Raw genomic sequence first — 16293 nt, forward strand, 5'->3', positions numbered from 1 at the left:
CAACGACGCCGCCGCCCGCACGGGCGGGCAACGGCGTCGTACGTTTGTTCTCAGGCTTTGTGCGCCTCAAGGTCCTCAAGGGACTTGCCCCTGGTGTCCGAGGACAGGAAGGTGGCCAGCGCGGCGGCCAGGGAGATACCGAAGGTGATCATGCCGATCACCATCGGGACGTTGGTGGAACCCGGAGGTGCCACTGCGGTGAAGATGCTCGGGAAGAACGAGGCGATCATCAGGCCGACGTTCTGGGATACGGCAAAGCCGGTGACCCGGATCCGCATGGGGAACTGTTCCTGGAAGAAGGTGGCGAACGTGGCGTTCCACATCTGGAAGAAGATGCCCTGCACGATCAGGACGCAGGCAAAGACGAGGAACAGGCTCCGCTGGTCGATGGCCCACAGGTAGCCCCACGTCAGGAGGCCGCCGCCCAGGCCGCCGGCAATCATCAGCGTTTTACGGCCGATTTTGTCGGACAGGGCGCCGAAGACGGGGATGGTGATGACGGCAGCGATGTTGGCCACGAGCGTTACCCAGAGGAACTCGCTGCTGGAGAATCCAATGCCGTAGCCCTTCTGTGTGGCGTACGAGACGCCGAAGATCAGCGTGGCCATGCCCACCACGTTGGTGAAGGTCATGATGATGCAGCGGATCAGGACGCGCGGGTGGGTCCGCATCAGGTCAACCAGCGGGAAGCGGCGCTTTGCCTGGCCCACGTCGGACTGCGCGAGGTAGGCCGGCGGTTCCTGGACCCGGCGGCGGATGATGTATCCGGCCAGGATCACGAAGGCGCTGAGCAGGAACGGGATTCGCCAGCCCCACGTCTCGAACTGGTCCTTGGGGAGGAGCGCGGACAGGGGAAGCAGCACAGCGGTGGCCAGGATGGAGCCCACCTGGGTGCCCTGCAGGCTGAAGCTCGCGAAGAAGCCGCGCCGGGCGTCCGGGGAATGCTCAACGATCATTGCGCTGGCACCGCCCAATTCACCGGCGACGGCGAAGCCCTGGATGAGGCGGAGGATCACCAGCAGGGCGGGCGCGAGGAGGCCCACCTGGCCATAGGTAGGCAGGAGTCCCACGGCGAAGGTGGCGAACCCCATGAGCAGCATCGCGAAAACGAGGACGTTCTTGCGGCCGTGCTTGTCACCTATGGCGCCCAGGACGATCGCGCCCACCGGACGGGAAACATATCCGACGGCGTACGTCGCCAGCGAGGCGATGATCGCCACGGTGGGGTTTCCCGAGGGGAAGAAGATGGCTGGGAAGACCAACGTCGCAGCGAGCGAGTAGAGGGCAAAGTCGTAGTACTCGAGGGCGCCGCCGATCCAGCCGCTCATCGCGGCCTTCTTCGGATCCCTGCCTTGATGGCCGGCGTCGAGCTTTCGGGGGGTGTCCGCGGCGGGAATGGTGGTCATGCGCTGGTTTCCTTCGGCGTCTTTGGCAAAGAACCGGAAGTCTTTCCGGCTGGGGCTTTTCTCGTGACTGCTGGCGGGGTGGCACGGGACAGGCAGTTTCTTATCTGTCAGGGCTTCTTGAATCGTTTCATAAATTCTATCGAGTGATGGGCACCACGTCAAAGCCCCCTTCTGCGGCCCGTGCCGCCGCCACGTCAAGGGCACTACCGCGGTTCCCGCAAGGAGAAAATCCGCGGGTTCTCGAATGGCTTAAGGGGCTCTCGCCCGGGCCCCCTCTCATGGTCAAATGGGAAGGTTGAACCGGCTGCCCGAGTCCGCTCCACGGCCTCGGCCATAGGGAAGGAAGCACATGACCGATCCACAGGACCATCCTCCGGTCCCCACCCCGGGAAGCGCGCAAGGCCTGGACAGCAAGGTCGAGGGCGGGTGCCCGGTGGACCACGGCAGCGTCACCTCGCACGGTAGCGAGAGTGAAAACCCGGCCATTGACTCCCCCGAGCCCAAGGGGCACCGGCCGAGGACGGTCGCGGACTGGTGGCCCAACCAGCTGGACCTCTCCGTGCTGCACTCCAACCACCCGGCGGGCAACCCGCTGGGCCCGTCGTTCAATTACCGCGAGGAGTTCCAAAAGCTCGACGTCGAGGCCCTCAAGCAGGACATCACCGAGGTCCTCACCACGTCCCAGGACTGGTGGCCCGCGGACTTCGGCCACTACGGCGGCCTGATGATCCGGTTGAGCTGGCACGCTGCAGGCACCTACCGCGTCCACGATGGCCGTGGCGGTGCAGGCGACGGCAGCCAGCGCTTTGCCCCGCTGAACAGCTGGCCGGACAACGCCAACCTGGACAAGGCCCGGCGGCTGCTGTGGCCGGTCAAGCAGAAGTACGGCCAGAAGCTCTCCTGGGCCGACCTTCTGGTCCTCGCGGGCAACGTGGCCCTCGAGTCCATGGGCTTCAAGACCTTTGGTTTCGCCTTCGGCCGGGAGGACGTCTGGGAGCCCGAGGAGATTTTCTGGGGGCCTGAGGACACCTGGCTCGGCGACGAACGCTACATCGGCGAAGGCCAGATGGCTGAAGAAGTGGGCTCCACCGAGATGGGCCTGATCTACGTCAACCCCGAGGGCCCGATGGGCAACCCGGATCCGAAACTGGCGGCGGCGTTTATCCGCGAGACCTTCAAGCGCATGGCGATGAACGATGAGGAGACCTTCGCGCTGATCGCCGGCGGCCACACGTTTGGCAAGACCCACGGCGCCGGTGACGCCGATGCCCACGTTGGCCCCGAGCCGGAAGGCGCGGACCTCGAAGCCCAGGGGCTGGGCTGGCTCAGCACCTACGGCAGCGGCAAGGGCGGCGACACCATCACCTCCGGCCTTGAAGTCACCTGGACGGACCGGCCCACCCAGTGGAGCAGCCGCTTCCTGGAAATCCTGTTCGAGTACGAGTGGGAGCTCGTGAAGAGCCCGGCCGGCGCGCACCAGTGGGTTGCCAAGGATGCCCCGGAGATCATCCCGGATGCGCACGACCCCGCGAAAAAGCACCGGCCCACCATGCTGACCACGGACCTGTCGCTGCGCTTCGACCCGGTCTACGAGGAGATCGGCCGGCGCTTCCTGCAGAACCCGGACGACTTCCAGCTCGCCTTTGCTAAGGCCTGGTACAAGCTGCTGCACCGCGACATGGGACCGGTGGGCCCGCACATGCTCGGACCCTGGGTTCCTGAAGCCCAACTGTGGCAGGATCCCATCCCCACTGTGAACCACGAGTTGATCGGCGAACAGGACATCGCCTCGCTCAAGGCAAAGCTCCTGGACTCGGGTCTGTCCGTCTCTCAACTGGCCAGCACCGCCTGGGCCGCCGCCTCAACTTACCGCAAGACCGACAAGCGAGGCGGGGCGAATGGTGCCCGCATCCGTCTGGAGCCCCAGAGCGGGTGGGAGGTGAACGAGCCCGAGCAGCTTTCGACGGCGTTGCAGGCCATCGAGAGAGTGCAGGAGGAGTTCAACTCGTCCCAAACCAACGGACAGGTGTCGCTCGCGGACTTGATCGTCCTCGGCGGCTGTGCCGCTGTGGAGAAAGCCGCGAGCGACGCCGGGTTCCCCGTCACTGTGCCGTTCCGTCCAGGCCGCACCGATGCAGCCCAGGACCAGACCGACGTCGAGTCCTTCCAGTACCTGAAGCCGCGCGCGGACGGGTTCCGCAACTACGTGAGGCCCGGCGAGAAGCTCCAGCCGGAGACGCTCCTGCTGGACAAGGCGTACCTGCTGGACCTCTCCGCGCCGGAAATGACGGCGCTCATCGGCGGCATGCGTGCCCTGGGCACCAACACCGGTGGTTCCAAGCACGGCGTCCTCACGGACAGGCCGCAGGTCCTGACGAACGACTTCTTCGTCAACCTCCTGTCCCCCGGCACCAAGTGGAAGGCATCCGAGTCGGAGGAGAACGTCTACGAGATCACCGATGTTGCCACCGGCGAACTGAAGTGGACGGCAACCCCGGTGGACCTGGTCTTCGGTTCCAACTCCCAGCTTCGGGCACTGTCCGAGGTCTACGCCAGCGACGACGCCGGGGAGAAGTTCGTCAACGACTTCGTGGCGGCGTGGGTCAAGGTCATGGAGCTGGACCGCTTCGACCTGAAGTAAGTCCTTTGTAGTACGGACGCGTCCGGGCGGGCTGCACTTTTGCAGCCCGCCCGGACTCAGTTCTGCTCCATCAAAGTCAACGCACCCTCGCGCGGTTCGAGGAAGCGGATTAGCCTGACGTTTATGAGGCAGTCTGCCGCTCGCGCAAGGGACTGGATCGGCACCATCCTGTTCCTGTTCCTTGCGCCGGGCATCGTGGCGGGCGTCATCCCGTGGCTCATTTCCGGCTGGCGGCCGCATGACTGGGGAGGCGCAGCCTGGGTGGTGCCGGTTGCCTGGATCGCAATAATCCTCGGAGTGGCTTTCCTCCTGCATGCCTTCGCGCTGTTTGCCCTGCACCGAGGGACGCCCGCGCCGGTCGCTCCAACTGAGACACTTGTGGTCACCGGCGCCTACCGGCATGTGCGAAACCCGATGTATCTCGCGGTGCTCGCCATCATCCTCGGCCAGGCGCTGCTGTTCGGCAGCTGGTGGCTGGTGCTCTACGCAGCGATTGCCCTCACTGCAGTGGTCACGTTTGTGCTGGGCTACGAGGAGCCCACCCTCACTGAGACATACGGCGAGCAGTACCTTGACTACAAGCGCAACGTGCCGGGATGGTGGCCGCGGCTCACGCCGTGGCGGAGGTGACAGCAGCCAAACAGTTCGCCTGCTCCGCCTGCACCCATCGTCCTTGCTCAGGACGCCTTTGGTGAGGTTTCCAGGACCAACGAAGCGAGTTCCTTGGCCAACCGGACCGCGTCCGTGTGCGCATCGAGCTGCGAATTCGCCACCGCGCCGTCGTAGAGCAGGCCGAGGCGGGCCGAAACGCCGGCAGCATCAGCAAAACCGGCTTCCTGGGACAGCGCCAGGAGCATGTTGCTGAGCCAGTCACGGAAAGTACGCAGGGCTTTGGCCTCAACACTGCCCGGCAGCGCTTCAGCATTCGCATTGGCAAACGCGCAGCCTTTGTAGCCGGGCTCGCTGACGGCCTCCTGCAGAGCGTCAAACATGGCGAGCAGCTTCTCGACCGGATCTTCCAGGCCTTGCTGGTACCGTGCGATCCGGTCACGCCGGCGCTGGTCACGGCTGGCGAGATAGGCGGCCACGAGCTCGTCCTTGCCGGAGAAGTTGTAGAAGAGTGAGCCCTTCGCGACCCCGGCCTCTTCGATAACCCGGTCGATCCCGACAGTGTGGACACCCTCGGCATAGAACAATTTGTCCGCCGCTTCGAGGAGGCGCTGACGGGCCGGGACTCGGGTGGAAGTCATAAAAAGAGTTTATCAGACAGATCTGTCTAAATTGGCTTGACTTGCTTATACCGATCTGTCTAACTGGTTCTTGTTAGACCATTCTGTCTAAGGAGACCCATCTTGCCCCGTCTGCTCTCACCCCGTTTATCGTTCGCGGGACTGGCCGCAGTTTTTGCTGCGTTCTTTTTCGCCGCCGGTGCCCCAACACCGCTCCTCTCACTTCGCCAGCAAGAATGGGGATTCTCTGCCGGAACCCTGACCATCGCCTTCTCGATTTATGCGTTAGGGCTGCTGGCTTCCCTCCTGGTGGGCGGTTCACTCTCGGACCACATCGGCCGCCGGCCGGTGATGCTTGCCGCCCTGTACGGAGAACTGGCTTCCATGCTGGTGTTCCTGTTTGCCCCAAGCATCACCTGGCTGATCCTGGCCCGCGCCCTTCAGGGCCTGGCCACCGGGCTGGCCACCAGCGCCTTCAACGCGGCCATCGTTGAGCAAGCACCCGCCCACCTGAAGAAATTCGCCGGCGCCCTGGCGGGAGCCTCGGTGGCTGGAGGCCTGGGCATCGGTGCGCTGCTGGCTGGAGTTGCGGTCCAGTTCAACCCGGACGCCAACACACTCATTTTCGCGGCCCTCAGCGGAGTCATGGTGCTAGCCATTGCTTTTGTTGGCCGCACCGGTGAAACAACTGCAAAACGGCCGGGCGCACTCCGGTCACTCACCCCGCGCCTTGAACTCCCCGCCGGTATCCGGGGCGAGTTCTATGCCGGTATTCCGGTGCACATCGCCGGCTGGATGTTCCCGGCGCTCTTCCTGGGGCTTTCCCCCGCGGTGCTCCGGCTCTACTTCGCCGTGGAGGGCGGCCTGGCAGCTGGGTTCACCTCATTCCTCGGCCCGTTCGCGGCGGCGGTTTCAAGTTTCATGTTTGCCCGGCACCCTGCACGGCGCAGCACCCTCCTGGGCGTGATCCTCATCCTCGCCGGCATAGTCCTGGTCCTTCTCGGAATCAACGAAACCTGGCTGCCCGCCGTCTGGGTTGGTGCGGCGCTGGGCGGTATCGGCTTTGGTGGTTCGTTCGGCGGCCAGCTTCGGCTGATCGCCCCGCACATCCAGCCGCACCAGCGCGCCGGCGTCTTCTCCGGTATCTACGCCGCCGCGTACCTTGCCTTCAGCGTCCCGTTGATCATCGCCGGCCAGCTCGTGCCCCTCCTCGGACTGGTTCCCACCCTGCAGTCCTACGCCGCAGTCATCATGGCTTTCGCAGCCCTGGGCATCGTCATCCAGGCCGCACGGATGCGGCAGGACAGGGTGGCCAAACCAGTCCCCGCCGGTTCTGCAGTCTGACCTGAAGTTCCTGCTGTCGTTGACACCGCCAACCCTGCGAATTTAGGCTCCTGCCATCGTGGCCCAAAGGAGAAGGAGCCGAGCTGTGAACCAGGACAACGGGCGGTTGCGGGACCGGCTTGGCCGCCTTGGCTTCGGGGGTACCGGGGTGGGCAACCTGTACCGCGCCATCTCGGATGAGCAAGCGGCTGAAACTTTGGAGGCGGCGTGGGATGCCGGGATCCGCTACTTCGATACAGCACCGCATTACGGGCTGGGCCTGTCCGAACGGCGAATGGGCGAGGCCCTGGCGGAGAAACCACGGGGGGGAATTCGTCCTCTCCACCAAGGTGGGCAGGATCCTGGTGCCGTCGCCTGCAACCGAAGATGCCCGGGATCCGGAGGGCTTCGATGTGCCCGCTGTTCTGAGGCGCGAGTGGGATCCTTCAGAGGCCGGGGTGAGGCGCAGCATCGAAGACTCGCTGGAACGGCTGGGCCTGGACTACATCGACATCGCCTACCTGCATGATCCCGACGTGTACAGCATGGAGGACGCCGTGAAGTCAGCGCTGCCTGCCCTGGAGAATGTCCGGGCCGAGGGTCTCGTCCGCGCCATCGGCGTCGGCACCAACACTGCCGGCGCTGCCCTCCAGTGCGTGGAAGCGGCAGACCTGGACTTCCTGATGCTGGCCGGCAGGTTCACGATGCTGGAGCAGCCCGGTTCGGACGGCCGTCCAGGCGGGGGCCTGCTGGACCGCTGCCTGGAGCTGGGCACCGGGGTGGTCAGCGTCGGCGTCTACAACTCCGGGATCCTCGCCAAGCCCGAATTGCCTTCCGATGCGCACTACAACTACTCCCAGGCCAGCGAAGAGATCCTGGAACGCGCCAGACAACTGGCTCGAGTCTGCAACGACCACGGCGTGGAACTTCCCACCGCGGCCATCCAGTTCCCCTTCCGCCACCCCGCCGTCGTCAACGTCACCGTGGGAGCCAGCAAGCCGGAACAGATCAGCCAGAGCGCCGAGCGCGTGGCCGCAGAGGTTCCCGAGGAGTTGTGGCAAGACCTGCAAGACCGCGGGCTGATCCCGTCCTGACCAGCACCGACAGAAGCTGGCCGCACGCCTGAACAAGAAGATTCTTGTTGAATCCCTCCAAAATGGCGGCCTGTGGGGAGAACTAGCGTCTGCTGTGAGGCATTTCCACGGCAAGCGCAAAGGACCCATCCATGACGATTCAGGCGAACGTGCCCACCAGCCCGACCTCCGCGAACGCCGGCAACGGGCACCAAAGCAAGGGCTACCAAATCCTGCAAACCGCCCGCCGGCAGGTTCTGGAGGAGGGCATCGGACTGACCCAGGCCCAGCTCGAAGAGATCCTCCGCCTCCCGGATGAAGCACTTCCGGCCGCGCTCGAGCTGGCGCACCAGGTCCGGCTCCGCCACTGCGGCGAGGACGTGGAGGTGGAAGGAATCATCTCCATCAAGACCGGCGGCTGCCCTGAGGACTGCCACTTCTGCAGCCAGTCCGGCCTCTTCGACTCGCCCGTCCGCGGCGTCTGGCTGGATATCCCGGAACTGGTCAAAGCCGCCAAGGAAACCGCCGCCACCGGAGCTACCGAGTTCTGCATCGTCGCCGCGGTCCGCGGCCCGGACATCAAGCTGATGAACCAGATCAAGTTCGCCATCGACCGCATTAATGAAGAAGTGGACATCAACATCGCCTGCTCACTGGGCATGCTCACGCAGCGCCAGGTGGACCAGCTGGCGGGTTGGGGCGTCCACCGCTACAACCACAACCTCGAAACAGCGCGCAGCTACTTCCCCAAAGTCGTGACCACCCACACGTACGAGGAACGGCTGGAAACCTGCGCCATGGTCAAGGACGCCGGTATGGAACTGTGCTGCGGCGCCCTGATCGGCATGGGCGAAAGCCTGGAGCAGCGGGCCGAACTGGCCGCCCAGCTCGCCGCCCTGGAACCGCACGAAGTCCCGCTCAACTTCCTCAACCCCCGCCCCGGGACCCCGCTGGAAAACCAGGGCATCATGGACGGCAAGGATGCCCTCCGCGCCATCGCCGCCTTCCGCCTGGCCATGCCCCGCACCGTGCTCCGGTACGCCGGGGGCCGTGAACTCACTTTGGGTGACCTCGGCACGCGCGACGGCCTGCTCGGTGGAATCAACGCCGTCATCGTGGGCAACTACCTCACCACACTGGGCCGTCCCGCCACCGCAGACTTGGACCTGCTCGTGGACCTCAACATGCCCATCAAGGAACTCCAGAAGACTCTATGAATCCCCACCGCTCCCTAACCTCCCAGGTCCCCGCCGGCTCCCAGCCTTCGCAAGCTCAGGCGGGGTCCCTCGCCGCCGTGGTCCCTTGGCCCGGAAACTTTTGCGGGCACTGCGGCGAGGCTTACGACGGCGGCGACGGCCCGCCGTCGGACGTTCACCAACGCTGCGGCGAGCGTCTGGCGATGGAGCCGCCCCGCTACTGCGGCTTGTGCCGGCGGCGCATGAAAGTCCAGGTGACACCGCTGGGCTGGACGGCCGAATGCTCCCGGCACGGAATGTTTGCCTCCTAGGGAGCAGCCCGAAACGTAGGATCTTGTGATGGCCCAACTTGTCGCTCCCAACATAAAACTCCACTCGTCCTGGCTCGAAGCAGCCGCAGAGTTCGCTGGCACCCGGCAGGACGGGTCGGGCACGGACGGCTGGGACCCGGATCAACTCAAGGATGCCGGTGGATTCCGCCGCTTCGTGGACGCCCTTGTCAGCGATGCATTGCCCGAAAGCCCCAGGAAGCCCGGCATGGTGCCCTGCACCTATCTGTGGATTGTGGACGGCGGCACGTTCCTCGGCTCCCTGGCCATCAGGCATGAACTGACCGAGTACCTCCTGAACGAGGGCGGGCACATCGGCTACAGCGTCAGGCCATCGGCCAGGCGGCGAGGCCACGCCGCACGGGCGTTGGCTGACGCCATCCCCCTGGCCGGCGGGCTGGGAATCCCCCGGGTGCTCGTGACCTGCAGCGAGGACAACGCCGGCTCCCGGGCCACCATCGAAAAGAACGGCGGAACCTACGAGGACAGCCGCAACGGCAAGCGCCGCTACTGGATCGGAACCGGGTCCTAAAAAAGCACTCCTTGTCTAATACCCGCCCGCGCTTCTAAAATTAGAGAACCTACTTTTAGAAGGAGTCCACGATGCAGTGGCGGGGTCGGGTTATGTGGTTCCGGCATTCGGCGCTGACGCGCCCAGGCCGGGTGAGCTGACATGGACTGGCAGGGCTGGGCGCTGTTCGGGCTGGTGGCAACCTCCGTGCTGACCGCCGTCATGATTGCCGCCCAGATGGCCGGGCTCACCCGCCTCGACCTGCCGCTGGTCCTCGGGACGCTGGTCACCCCAGATCCGGACAAAGCACGGGTGGCAGGCTTCTTCATCCACCTCGCCGCGGGGCAGGCATTTGCCCTGGGCTACGCCGCCGTTTTCGCGCTCCTGCACCAGGCAACCTGGTGGCTCGGGGCCCTGCTGGGACTCCTCCACGTCGGCGTTGCGCTGACGGTCATCCTGCCCCTGCTGCCCGGGATCCATCCAAGGATGGCCTCCACCAGGGCAGGACTCACCACCACCGCCGCACTGGAACCACCGGGCCTGCTGGCCCTGAATTACGGCATCCAGACGCCGGCCGTTGCCGTGGTGGCCCACGTCATCTACGGCGCCGTGCTGGGGCTCCTCCTGGGGGCACGATGACCCTGGACCACCTGGGCCCCGCCCCGCTGCCATGCGAGCGGCCCACCGAAGCCGCGGCCCAGGCAAGGCCCACACCCATCGCGGACTACGGGCTCCTCGGCGACACACGGACAGCAGCGCTTGTCTCCGTTGACGGATCGGTGGACTGGCTTTGTGCTCCCGCGTTCGACGGCGAGCCCCTCTTTGGTGCCTTGCTGGGAGGACTGGAGGCGGGCCGCTTCCTGGCGGGTCCGGCCGGGCCTGCGGCAGTGATTTCGCGAAGCTACCGCCACAACACGGCAACCCTGCAAACGGTCCGGGCCACGGGCAACGGGCGGCTGACCCTCACTGAAGCCATGATCGCGGAAGTGGCGGGCCAGTTGTTGCCCACCACCATTCTGGTCCGGCGGCTGGCCGCGGAAGGATCTCCCGTCCGGGCCTCTGTGCTGTTTGACCCGCGGCTTGGCGAGCAGCACCGACAACCGCGCGTCCGCCAAGGCCGGGACATCGTCTGCGAGTGGGGTCCGCTGGCTGTTTCACTGGCCACAAGCCCCCGCCTCGATGTTGTGCCTGGGCGGCTACTGACCTTTGAGATTACCCCGGAAGAACCGCTGACCCTCGTCCTTGCCGTGGCCTATGGGGAACCGTTGATCCACGTTGACCCAGGCACCGCGTGGGGGCTCGTGGGCCGGGATGAAGCATGCTGGCGGACTTGGGCGGAGGAGATCGACACGGCCATTCCGTTCCATGCCGAGGTGGTGCGGAGCCTGCTCACGCTCCGCCTGCTGACCTACTCCCCTTCCGGGGCTCCGGTGGCGGCTCCCACCACCTCGCTGCCCGAGGACCCCGGCGGCATCCGTAACTGGGACTACAGGTACGCCTGGCCCCGTGACGCAAGCATCGGCGTCGGCGCCTTCCTGCGGGCGGGCAAAACGCGCGAGGCCGAGGACTTCCTCGGCTGGCTCCTGCACGCGAGCCGGTTGCAGCGGCCGCATCTGCCTGCGCTCCTGACGTTGACCGGAGGACGTGTCCCGAAAGAGCGGAACCTGTCCCGCTGGCCGGGCTACGCCCAAAGCAGTCCGGTGCGGACTGGAAACCTGGCGGCCACCCAGCACCAGCTCGACGGTTACGGCTGGGTGCTGGACGCCGCCTGGGCCTTTGTGGAGCGGGGACGCAGGCTGAACTCGGAGACCTGGCGCGCGATGCGCGGTTTCGCGGATCTGGTTGCCGCCACCTGGGAAGCGCCCGACGCCGGGATCTGGGAAGTCCGCGGCGACGCCGCCCAGCACGTCCACTCCAAAGTCATGGCCTGGCTTGCGCTGGACCGTGCCCTCCGCATCGCGGCGACGCACCATGTGGGCAAGCGGCGGCGGCTCCGCTGGGAAACCGCACGAAGCGGCATTGCCGCACAGGTACGGGCGCGGGGCTACGACCCCGCCAGGAACTCTTACATGCGCACGTATGGTTCTGACGACCTGGACGCTGCCCTGCTGGTGCTGCCGCTCACGGGCCTGGAAGAACCCGGTTCACCCCGCCTGGCGGGAACAGTCGAGGCCATTCGCACGGAACTGTCCGCCGGATTCCCGCTGCTCTACCGTTATCCGCCCGGACAGGACGGCCTTCCGGGAACGGAGGGGGCATTCCTGCCCTGCTCGTTCTGGCTGGTCCAAGCGCTGGCGAACACCGGTCAGCGCAAAGACGCCGTTGCCCTGTTCGAGGCCGTGCTGGAGAAGGCCTCGCCGCTGGGGCTTCTCAGCGAGGAGATGGATCCGGCCTCGGGCAGCTTCCTGGGCAATTTTCCGCAGGCGCTCACCCACTCCGCCCTGGTCCAGGCCGCGCTGGCCCTCCGCGATACTGTGCCCGACCCCCGGCCGCCAACCGATGACGAAACACAGAGTGAAAAGGAGCAATGATGGAAAACCTCACAGCCCACCAGCGGTCCAAGTACCCTAAAAGCCCCTTGGCCGGCCCCTATGGACACCCGCTCCACCCCACACTGGTGACCATCCCCATCGGCGCCTGGACAGCGAGCCTCGTGTTCGACGTCGTGGCGCTGTTCGGCAGCGACGACAAGCCCTTCCTTATCGGGGCCCAGTGGCTGGTGGGGATCGGTATCGTCGGCGCACTGGCCGCCGCCGTCTTTGGTCTCATGGATTTTGCGACCCTTGCCGGCGGAACACCCGCACACCGGACAGCCCTCATCCACATGTCCCTCAATCTCACCGCCGTGGCACTGTTTGCGGTGAGCTTCTTCCTTCGGCTGGGGTCCGCCAAGGAGGACTTCGCGCTCGTTCCGTTCATCCTCAGCGTGGTGGGCTATCTGGTCGTCGGCGCCTCGGGCTACCTTGGCGGGAAGCTTGCCTACCACTACGGCGTCAGGGTCGCCGACGAAAAGACGCAGGGCGAAGGGTTCGTGTAGACGCGCACCCAACGCCGTCGCCGGAAAATGACGAAAGCCCCCGCGCGAGTTGAACTCCAGCGCGGGGACTTCCTTTGCTTCCGTGTTGGGGGAAATAACGTGGAAACAGAGAGAAATCTACCGGCTGGTAACCATGTCAGCCGGTGATTTTGGCCTGGCTGCGCGATTCTTGATGGAACCTTGAGCCAGGCTGCTGCCGTGGCCCACGTCTGCGGGAGCGCGATCAGACGGGCAGCGCCAGCAGACGAACAGTTCAGTCGGACTCCGGCCTGTCCGTCGCGTCCGGGTCCTCCTCGGGTTCGAAGGTGTTCGGCTCTCCATCGGCACCGATTCCCACGCCGTCCACACCGCCAGGGATGCCGCCGTCGTTCTTCCCTTGGGAACCCTCGGCGCCGCCCTGCGGCTCGTCCTCAGGAAGGGAGTCGGGTGAGTTGATCGTCATTGTTCCTCCTTCAATGGCCGGGCCTCCACGCTAACAGTCCTGAGGCAGAAAGGCTCCGGCACGAGACAAGAAATTGTGTGCGCCACTAGCCCCCGACGTTCGGTACATGGCAATTGCCGACGGCGGGACGCAGCACAGTGTCGCGTCCCGCCGTCGCGCTTCATCCTCCGAGGTGGTGCACGGTGAAGGCGGTCAGGAACCCCACCGACGCCGTCAGCCCGGTGAGGTTGTGGTGCTGCTCGAAGGCCTCCGGGATCATGGTGTCCGCGAGCATCGCCAGGATTCCTCCTGCGGCCACGGCGGTAATGAGCGCAACAACTTCGCCGGGTGCGTCCTCCAGTGCTGCATAGCCAATCAGCGAGGAAACGCCGCACAGCAGCGCGATCCCGCCCCACATACCGAAGACATATCCGGCGCTCCTGCCGGCCTTCTTCATGCCGGCCGTCCCGGAAAGCCCCTCGGGAACGTTGGAGATAAACACCGCTGCCATCATGGCCGGGCTCACCACTCCCCCGGCCAGCATGCCCACGCCGAGCACCACGGATTCCGGGACACCGTCCAGCAATGCGCCCACAGCTATGGCCGTGCCGCTGCCGGGATCCTCGGATTCGGAGGGCTGCTGGTCCCCGGAGCGCTTGCGGTGTTTCGCCCCAGCCCTGGCCAGCAGCATGTTGGCGCCCACATACACCACGGCCCCTGCCAGGAACCCCACCACGGTGGGCCATAGTCCGCCGCCCTGTACAGCCTCGTCCACCAGCTCGAAGGCCAGGGCAGAGATCAGTACGCCGGCGCCGAAGGACATGATGGAGGACACCAGCTTGGTCGGCAGGTTCCACCGCCAGGACAACGCGGCTCCCAGGACCAGGGCCGCACCGGCAACAGTTCCCCACAGCAGCGCCTGAACCCATACCGGCACGTGTTCCCGCTTCCCGGCCCACTCGCGTGGAGCCTGTCTCACTCAGCCGCCGGCACCGGAGCCGGCACGCCTCAAAAGGCCCAGCGTAGTACAGGCCGGAAACCGGAACAGGAAGGCGGGCCGGGAGGTGCACTTGGCCTCGCGTTCCTGCACGCCGGCCACCCGCCGTCGTAGGGAGGACGCCACCACCTTGCGCAACATTGCCGGCGCTTCATTGACACACCCCGCGACTGATGCCATGCTCGTTACATGGACCTGTTGGACAGCTGGACAGCTAGACAAGAACCGGTGGTACGCGTTGGTGCGGCCGAGGCGGTTTTTGCTTCCCTCCGCGGTGCCATCGAAGCAGGCAAGATTCCGGTAGGCACCCGCTTGGACTCCGAAGCCTCGCTGGCCAAACAGTACGGTGTCAGCCGCACCATGGTCCGCGAAGCACTACGTTCCTGCACCGCCCTCGGACTGACCGCCACCCACACCGGCAAAGGCACCTTCGTCATCGCTGACAAAGTGGCGCAGGACCTCAAGCTCGGAAAGTACTCCGCAAGTGCCCTTGTGGAGGCACGCCCCCATGTGGAGGTTCCCGCCGCCGGGCTTGCCGCCCAGCGGCGCACCAGCGAGGACCTCGAAGCGCTGCGGGAAATACTGCGCGAAATGTCTGAAGCGAAAGACCTGCAGCAGTGGGTCCAGCTGAATACTGAATTCCATGTGACCATCGCCCGCTCCAGCGGAAACGGCGTCTTCGAGTCCTTCCTCTCGGATATTTGTGAGGCCATGGCCAACCAGTCCAACACCCTCAACCTTGTGGCCGACCGGCGCAAGGAATCGGGTGAAGAGCATGCACGCATCTTCGAGGCCATCGAACGCGGTTCGGCCGAGGACGCATCGCAGGCCATGACCATGCATCTGCACGGGGTGGAGTGTGCCCTGGGCACCGTCATCCCGGGCGGCGGGAAATCCGGGGCGGGCCTTACCGGCTAACTGCGCCCCGCCAACTCTCCCATCCGACCAAAACCACCAGCTACTTCGCGTGCCGCCATCCGGTGTGGCTTCCGCGCGCCTTCACTCCGTACTACATCCATGCCTCCGGCCAGCCCCGGCGGCACCCCAAGACTTAGAGGACACCTTGACCACTCCGCACTCCCCCGCCAGCACCATCCCGGACCTCGCACCCGCACCTGTCCGGTCTGAGCATGATTTGCTGGGGGACCGGGATGTCCCGGCCGGCGCGTACTGGGGTGTGCACACGCTCCGGGCCGTGGAGAACTTTCCCATCACGGGGCAGAAGTTGTCCTCGAACATGCACCTGGTCCGCGGCCTGGCAGCGGTAAAGCTCGCCGCGGCCCGCACCAACCGCGAACTCGGCCTCCTGGACGCCGAACGCGCCGACGCCATCGAACAAGCCTGCCAGGACGTCCTGGATGGTCAGCTTGCCGACCAGTTCGTGGTGGACGTCATCCAGGGCGGCGCCGGAACGTCCTCGAACATGAACGCCAACGAAGTCATCGCCAACCGCGCCCTGGAAATCCTGGGCCACCCCAAGGGCGACTACGCCCGGCTGCACCCCAATGACCACGTCAACCTCTCCCAGTCCACCAACGACGTCTACCCCACCGCGGTGAAGCTCGGCACCATCTTCGCCGCCCGCGAACTGCTCGACGCGCTGGCCGGACTCGAAGAATCCTGCGCCGCCAAAGCCCTCGAATTCCGCACCATCGTCAAAATGGGCCGCACCCAGCTCCAGGACGCCGTGCCCATGACCCTGGGCCAGGAATTCGGCACCTACGCCATCACCATCGGCGAAGACCGGCTCCGCCTCGCCGAAGCCGAACTGCTCATCCACGAAATCAACCTCGGCGCCACCGCTATCGGCACCGGCCTGAACGCCCCCGCCGGCTACGCCGACACCGCCTGCCGGCACCTGGCCCAGATCACCGGCCTGCCCCTGGTCACCGCCCCGGACCTGATCGAAGCCACCCAGGACGTCGGCGCCTTCGTCCACCTCTCCGGCGTCCTCAAACGCGTCGCCGTGAAACTCTCCAAAATCTGCAACGACCTGCGCCTGCTCTCCTCCGGCCCCCGCGCCGGATTCGGCGAAATCAACCTCCCCGCCGTCCAATCCGGCTCCTCCATCATGCCCGGCAAAATCAACCCGGTCATCCCCGAAGTCGTCTCCCAGGTCGCCTACGAAGT

The 16293-nt window shown here is 65.6% G+C and carries 16 protein-coding genes and 1 pseudogene; 12 read left to right on the top strand and 5 right to left on the bottom strand.

From position 1 onward, the window contains the following. Positions 1–50: 50 nt before the first annotated feature. Positions 51–1406, bottom strand: a complete 1356-nt coding sequence (locus tag FNL14_RS13450) for an MFS transporter (RefSeq protein WP_142060790.1) — start codon at positions 1404–1406, stop codon at positions 51–53. 349 nt (positions 1407–1755) lie between these two features. Between FNL14_RS13450 and katG the strand changes: the two genes are divergently transcribed. Beyond that, complete coding sequence (gene katG, locus FNL14_RS13455) at positions 1756–4047, top strand: catalase/peroxidase HPI (protein WP_142060792.1); 2292 nt, start codon at positions 1756–1758, stop codon at positions 4045–4047. Between the two features lie 123 nt (positions 4048–4170). Continuing rightward, positions 4171–4677 (top strand): isoprenylcysteine carboxylmethyltransferase family protein, encoded by a 507-nt coding sequence (locus tag FNL14_RS13460; protein WP_091424362.1) that lies wholly within the window; start codon positions 4171–4173, stop codon positions 4675–4677. Positions 4678–4724: 47 nt separating this feature from the next. Here FNL14_RS13460 and FNL14_RS13465 read toward each other — a convergent pair whose 3' ends face one another. Then, a complete protein-coding gene (locus FNL14_RS13465; protein WP_142060794.1) occupies positions 4725–5297 on the bottom strand; it encodes a TetR/AcrR family transcriptional regulator in 573 nt (190 codons plus the stop codon). Positions 5298–5399: 102 nt separating this feature from the next. Here FNL14_RS13465 and FNL14_RS13470 point away from each other — a divergent pair, with 102 nt between their 5' ends. The 8 genes and pseudogenes from FNL14_RS13470 (at position 5400) to FNL14_RS13505 (ending at position 12745) form a co-directional block, all read left to right on the top strand. Further along, positions 5400–6620: an MFS transporter gene (locus FNL14_RS13470; RefSeq protein WP_255470832.1), complete on the top strand. Its 1221-nt coding sequence runs from the start codon at positions 5400–5402 to the stop codon at positions 6618–6620. A 148-nt stretch (positions 6621–6768) separates the two neighbouring features. Next, positions 6769–6858 (top strand): annotated as a pseudogene (locus FNL14_RS23825) (hypothetical protein); the annotation flags it as partial. A 106-nt stretch (positions 6859–6964) separates the two neighbouring features. Beyond that, positions 6965–7693 carry an aldo/keto reductase gene (locus FNL14_RS13475; protein ID WP_370455859.1) on the top strand — a complete coding sequence of 243 codons (729 nt, stop codon included), beginning with the start codon at positions 6965–6967 and terminating at the stop codon, positions 7691–7693. A 131-nt stretch (positions 7694–7824) separates the two neighbouring features. Further along, positions 7825–8889, top strand: a complete 1065-nt coding sequence (gene bioB / locus FNL14_RS13480) for a biotin synthase BioB (RefSeq protein ID WP_142060796.1) — start codon at positions 7825–7827, stop codon at positions 8887–8889. Between the two features lie 318 nt (positions 8890–9207). Then, positions 9208–9729, top strand: a complete 522-nt coding sequence (locus FNL14_RS13490; RefSeq protein WP_142060798.1) for a GNAT family N-acetyltransferase — start codon at positions 9208–9210, stop codon at positions 9727–9729. A 141-nt stretch (positions 9730–9870) separates the two neighbouring features. Further along, positions 9871–10347 carry a hypothetical protein gene (locus FNL14_RS13495; protein ID WP_142060800.1) on the top strand — a complete coding sequence of 159 codons (477 nt, stop codon included), beginning with the start codon at positions 9871–9873 and terminating at the stop codon, positions 10345–10347. After that, complete coding sequence (locus FNL14_RS13500) at positions 10344–12239, top strand: glycoside hydrolase family 15 protein (protein ID WP_142060802.1); 1896 nt, start codon at positions 10344–10346, stop codon at positions 12237–12239. Before FNL14_RS13495 ends, FNL14_RS13500 begins: the two co-directional genes overlap by 4 nt. Beyond that, the gene (locus FNL14_RS13505) at positions 12239–12745 is read left to right on the top strand and encodes a DUF2231 domain-containing protein (protein ID WP_142060818.1); all 507 of its coding nucleotides are present in this window, start codon (positions 12239–12241) and stop codon (positions 12743–12745) included. The genes FNL14_RS13500 and FNL14_RS13505 overlap by 1 nt, the downstream gene beginning before the upstream one ends. A 253-nt stretch (positions 12746–12998) precedes the next feature. Here FNL14_RS13505 and FNL14_RS13510 read toward each other — a convergent pair whose 3' ends face one another. The 3 genes from FNL14_RS13510 to FNL14_RS13520 all read right to left on the bottom strand — a co-directional run bounded on the left by FNL14_RS13510 (position 12999) and on the right by FNL14_RS13520 (position 14343). Beyond that, on the bottom strand, positions 12999–13187 hold the full coding sequence (locus tag FNL14_RS13510; RefSeq protein WP_142060804.1) for a hypothetical protein: 189 nt from the start codon (positions 13185–13187) through the stop codon (positions 12999–13001). A 160-nt stretch (positions 13188–13347) separates the two neighbouring features. Further along, positions 13348–14103 carry a ZIP family metal transporter gene (locus tag FNL14_RS13515; protein ID WP_142060806.1) on the bottom strand — a complete coding sequence of 252 codons (756 nt, stop codon included), beginning with the start codon at positions 14101–14103 and terminating at the stop codon, positions 13348–13350. A gap of 42 nt (positions 14104–14145) precedes the next feature. Beyond that, positions 14146–14343, bottom strand: a complete 198-nt coding sequence (locus FNL14_RS13520) for a hypothetical protein (RefSeq protein ID WP_142060808.1) — start codon at positions 14341–14343, stop codon at positions 14146–14148. A 9-nt stretch (positions 14344–14352) separates the two neighbouring features. On the opposite strand from FNL14_RS13520, the gene FNL14_RS13525 reads away from it, so the two are divergent. Both FNL14_RS13525 and FNL14_RS13530 read left to right on the top strand, forming a co-directional pair. Beyond that, positions 14353–15081 (top strand): FadR/GntR family transcriptional regulator, encoded by a 729-nt coding sequence (locus FNL14_RS13525; RefSeq protein ID WP_142060810.1) that lies wholly within the window; start codon positions 14353–14355, stop codon positions 15079–15081. 145 nt (positions 15082–15226) lie between these two features. Further along, positions 15227–16293 (top strand): aspartate ammonia-lyase (locus tag FNL14_RS13530; protein ID WP_255470833.1); only part of this gene is annotated, 1067 nt, incomplete at its 3' end.

Source organism: Pseudarthrobacter sp. B4EP4b (assembly GCF_006680095.1).
Classification (GTDB): Bacteria; Actinomycetota; Actinomycetes; order Actinomycetales; family Micrococcaceae; genus Arthrobacter.

What these genes read in the sequence shown, in the direction of transcription:
- FNL14_RS13465 (WP_142060794.1), bottom strand. Translation starts at nt 5,297, where the DNA reads ATGACTTCCACCCGAGTCCCGGCCCGTCAGCGCCTCCTCGAAGCGGCG.
- FNL14_RS13450 (WP_142060790.1), bottom strand. Translation starts at nt 1,406, where the DNA reads ATGACCACCATTCCCGCCGCGGACACCCCCCGAAAGCTCGACGCCGGC.
- FNL14_RS13520 (WP_142060808.1), bottom strand. Translation starts at nt 14,343, where the DNA reads ATGGCATCAGTCGCGGGGTGTGTCAATGAAGCGCCGGCAATGTTGCGC.
- bioB (WP_142060796.1), top strand. Translation starts at nt 7,825, where the DNA reads ATGACGATTCAGGCGAACGTGCCCACCAGCCCGACCTCCGCGAACGCC.
- FNL14_RS13490 (WP_142060798.1), top strand. Translation starts at nt 9,208, where the DNA reads ATGGCCCAACTTGTCGCTCCCAACATAAAACTCCACTCGTCCTGGCTC.
- katG (WP_142060792.1), top strand. Translation starts at nt 1,756, where the DNA reads ATGACCGATCCACAGGACCATCCTCCGGTCCCCACCCCGGGAAGCGCG.
- FNL14_RS13510 (WP_142060804.1), bottom strand. Translation starts at nt 13,187, where the DNA reads ATGACGATCAACTCACCCGACTCCCTTCCTGAGGACGAGCCGCAGGGC.
- FNL14_RS13500 (WP_142060802.1), top strand. Translation starts at nt 10,344, where the DNA reads ATGACCCTGGACCACCTGGGCCCCGCCCCGCTGCCATGCGAGCGGCCC.
- FNL14_RS13495 (WP_142060800.1), top strand. Translation starts at nt 9,871, where the DNA reads ATGGACTGGCAGGGCTGGGCGCTGTTCGGGCTGGTGGCAACCTCCGTG.
- FNL14_RS13525 (WP_142060810.1), top strand. Translation starts at nt 14,353, where the DNA reads ATGGACCTGTTGGACAGCTGGACAGCTAGACAAGAACCGGTGGTACGC.
- FNL14_RS13460 (WP_091424362.1), top strand. Translation starts at nt 4,171, where the DNA reads ATGAGGCAGTCTGCCGCTCGCGCAAGGGACTGGATCGGCACCATCCTG.
- FNL14_RS13505 (WP_142060818.1), top strand. Translation starts at nt 12,239, where the DNA reads ATGGAAAACCTCACAGCCCACCAGCGGTCCAAGTACCCTAAAAGCCCC.